General features: G+C 73.0%; 4 protein-coding genes. 3 read left to right on the top strand and 1 reads right to left on the bottom strand.

Annotation, left to right across the window (positions count from 1 at the left end; all coding sequences use genetic code 11):
- A partial coding sequence (locus RT323_RS16350; RefSeq protein ID WP_313410324.1) for a hypothetical protein occupies positions 1-819 on the top strand: 819 nt, incomplete at its 5' end.
- On the opposite strand, the gene RT323_RS16355 is transcribed toward RT323_RS16350, so the two are convergent.
- On the bottom strand, positions 736-1,965 hold the full coding sequence (locus RT323_RS16355; protein WP_313410326.1) for a glycosyltransferase family 4 protein: 1,230 nt from the start codon (positions 1,963-1,965) through the stop codon (positions 736-738). The two genes, RT323_RS16350 and RT323_RS16355, sit on opposite strands and share 84 nt — an antisense overlap.
- Before the next feature lie 132 nt (positions 1,966-2,097).
- On the opposite strand from RT323_RS16355, the gene RT323_RS16360 reads away from it, so the two are divergent.
- Positions 2,098-2,877 carry a class I SAM-dependent methyltransferase gene (locus RT323_RS16360; protein WP_313410328.1) on the top strand — a complete coding sequence of 260 codons (780 nt, stop codon included), beginning with the start codon at positions 2,098-2,100 and terminating at the stop codon, positions 2,875-2,877.
- Positions 2,878-2,986: 109 nt separating this feature from the next.
- The coding region (locus tag RT323_RS16365) for an ROK family protein (protein ID WP_313410329.1) at positions 2,987-3,549 on the top strand (563 nt) is incomplete at its 3' end.

The following is a 3,549-nucleotide window of genomic DNA, read 5'->3' on the forward strand; positions in this document are numbered from 1 at the left end:
GCGACGGGCTGGGGACTGGCGGTCGGCGAATGGGCCGTCGTGCACGTGCCCGGGGCGGGCCTGCTGCGCGACAGCCAGAAGTGGGTGGCACTCGCCGCGCCGCTGTACGCGTTGGCCGCGGCCGCCGGGGCGCGGACGCTGTCGTCGCGGGTCTCGCTGCCCGGCGCGGTGCCCGTCGCCGCGGTCGTCGCGGTCGTGCTGGCGCTGCCAGACCTGGCGTGGGGTGTCGGCGGCGCGCTGAAGCCGGTGCAGTACCCGGCGGCGTGGAACCGCGTCGCGCAGCAACTCGAGCTGTCGAAGGAAGCGGGCGACGTCGCGGTGCTGCCCGCCGGCATGTTCCGCAAGTTCCCCTACAGCGGCGATGCGCCCGTCCTCGATCCCGCGCCGCGGATGCTGCCGCGCGACGTGCTGCAGACCGGGCAGCTGGTGGTGGGTCAGGCGTCGACCGTCGGCGGTGAGGGGGCACGCGCGACGCGTGTCGAACAGTTGCTGCTCGCCGGCGCCGGTCCGCAGTCACTCGTCGACGAGCACGTGCGGGGGGTGCTCGTCGAGCGCACCAGCCCCGGCCCGGTCGGTGACTCGCAGCGCACCCTGGACCAGCTCGAGCAGGTTTTCGTGGACGACGAACTGGCGCTGTACCGGGTTCCGGGCGGCATACCGCCGGATCCCCGGGAGGGTCGCGGTGAGGCCCTCGCCGCGCACCTGCTGTGGGCGGCGCTGCTGGTGGGCGGCGGGCTAGGCGTCCTGCAGGCCGGGCGTCGGCGTCGGCGCGATTTCGATGCCGGCGATGAGCCCCGACAGGTGCCGTCCCGCGGCTGACGCCGCCAGCACCGCATGCACGCCGGCCGCGGTCTGCTCCCACGAGAACTCGTTCGCCCGCAGCCGCGCCTTGCGGCCGAGGTCGGCGCGCAGTTCCGCGTCGAGCAGCAGCGATTCGACGGCCGACGCCAGCGCCGGAACCGCGCCCGCCTGGTCGGCAACCGAGTCGCCGCCGACCAGCAGTCCGGTGACCCCGTCGATGATCGAGTCGGTGAGTCCCTTGGAGCTGCGGTAGCCGACGGTGGGGACGCCGTGCTGCGCCGCCTCGATCACCGCGAGCCCCCAGCCCTCCTTGCGGGACGGCATCACGTGCACCCACGAGCGGGCGAGCAACTCGTGCTTACGGTCCTCCGGGACGTGGCCGTGGAAGGTGACGGCGTCGCCGATGCCGAGTTCGTGGGCGCGCTCGCGCAGATTCTGCTCCCACCAGCCGCCGCCGATGACGTCGAGGTGCAGCTCCGGGATGGTCCGGCGCAGCTGCGCGACGGCGGCGAGGGCGTCCTCGATTTGCTTGTGCGGCACCAGCCGGGACAGCACGCACACGCTCGGGTACGCCGTGCGGGTCTCGTCGCCGCCGGGTTCGACACCGGCGGGGATCGCGTCGGCGCCGTTGCGCACCACGGCGATTCGATCCCTTTCGACACCGAGGTCGGTGAGTTCGTCGGCCGACGGCAGCGACACCGTCAGGTACTGGCTGTCGCGGTGCACGCGCGGCGACAGCCAGGATTCGATCCACCAGCCGACGCGTCCCATGAGGCGTCCGGCAACGGGCCACTGCTCGCGGTGGCAGTGGTGAACGAGCACCGTGACCGGGGCGCCGGTGACCGTGCGCGAGAAGAAGGGGATGCCGTTCTGGGTGTCGATGACGGCGTCGGGGCGCAGCCCGGCGAGCGGGCCGAGTCCCAGACGTCCGGCGACGATCGCGCCGAGCGCCCGTGGGTACACGGTGAGCCGACCGCCGCCGCGCACGATGCGGATGCCGTCGACCGTCTCCTCGCGCGGGGCGCCCGGATAGCCGGCGGTGCGGAGGGTGACCGCGACGCCACGGCGGGCGAGGCCGGCCCCGACTTCCTCGAGGTACCGCTCGCTGCCGCCGCCCTGGGGATGCCCCGTGTCGCGCCAGCACAGCAGGAGAACCTCTCGCACGTGCGTGCCCCCTCACCGGCTCGGACGGTCGCCTGCGACACACCTTATCGGCTGGACGCGGCGCGCCCTACCGTCAAGTAGCGGAAACCGGCGAACGCGGCCGCGATATGTCCGATCGCTAAGGTTCCTCCCGTGACCAGCGCCCGACCGTCCGGTGTGACCCGCTACTTCGCCCGCCGCGCGACCCTGAAACGGTCGTTCGGACTCCTGAGCGATTTCCGGTACGAGCAGACCGACCCGGACCTGTTCTACGGCGCGCTCGCCCGCGACTCCGTCGAGTTGATCGGCGACCTGTATCGCGGGCACACCGAGCGAGACCTCACCGGCACCACGGTGCTCGACGTCGGCGGCGGCCCCGGCTACTTCGCGGACGCGTTCGGCAGGGCCGGCGCCCGGTACGTTCCCGTCGAACCCGATCCGTCGGAGATGCACGCGGCCGGGCTGAGCGTCGGCGACTCGATCCGCGGGTCCGGGCTGGCGCTGCCGATCCGCTCCGACGCCGTGGACGTGTGCTTCTCGTCGAACGTCGCCGAGCACGTCGCACAGCCGTGGGTGATGGCCGAGGAGATGCTGCGCGTCACCAAGCCCGGCGGGCTCATGGTGCTGTCGTACACGCTGTGGTGGGGACCGTTCGGCGGGCACGAGACCGGGCCGTGGCACTACCTCGGCGGCGAGTACGCCGCCCGCCGCTACCAGCGCAGGACGGGCAAGGAACCGAAGAACCGGTTCGGCGTCTCCCTGTTCGACATCGGCGCGAAGGACGGGCTGCGCTGGGCCGAAGCGCAGACTGCCGGCGACGTCCTCGCCGCGTTCCCCCGCTACCACCCGCGCTGGGCGTGGTGGATGGTGAAGATCCCGGTGCTGCGCGAACTGTTGGTCAGCAACCTGGTCCTCGTCGTCCGCAAGCGCTGACCCACCTCTCGCGTTTTGCGCACTTATCGCCGAATTCCGGGCCGCCGCGGCGCGACAAGTGCGCAAAACGCGGGAAGCCGGGGCAGGGTGCGCCGCTAATCTCGAATCCATGACCGCACTCGCCCTCGACGTCGGCGGCACCAAGATGGCCGCGGCGCTCGTCGGCACGGACGGCCGACCGCACGACGTGCGGACCATCCCGACACCCGAGTCCGGCGTGTGGGACGCGTGCGCGGCACTGCTCCGCAAGGTTGCGGGCGACGCGACGGTGACCGGCATCGGCATCGCCTCCGCGGGCCCGGTCGACATCGCGTCCGGCACCGTCGCACCGGTCAACATCGCCGAGTGGCGCGAAGGTTTCCCGATCGTCGACGCTGTCGGCGCGCTGTTCCGGTCGGCGACCGTGCACCTCGCACTGGACGGCGCGGCCGCGGCACTGGCCGAGCACCGACTGGGCGCGGGCCGCGGAACCCCGGACCTGCTGGGTGTCGTGGTGTCCACGGGCGTCGGCGGCGGGCTGATCCGCGGCGGACGGATCGACAGCGGACGCACCGGCAATGCGGGCCACATCGGGCACATGGCGGTCGCGGGCGGCGACGAGCGCTGCGGCTGCGGCGCCGTCGGCTGCCTCGAGACCGTCGCGAGCGGGTCGGCGGCGCTGCGCTGGGCGCG

This window comes from Aeromicrobium sp. (genome assembly GCF_032084975.1).
GTDB lineage: Bacteria > Actinomycetota > Actinomycetes > Propionibacteriales > Nocardioidaceae > Aeromicrobium.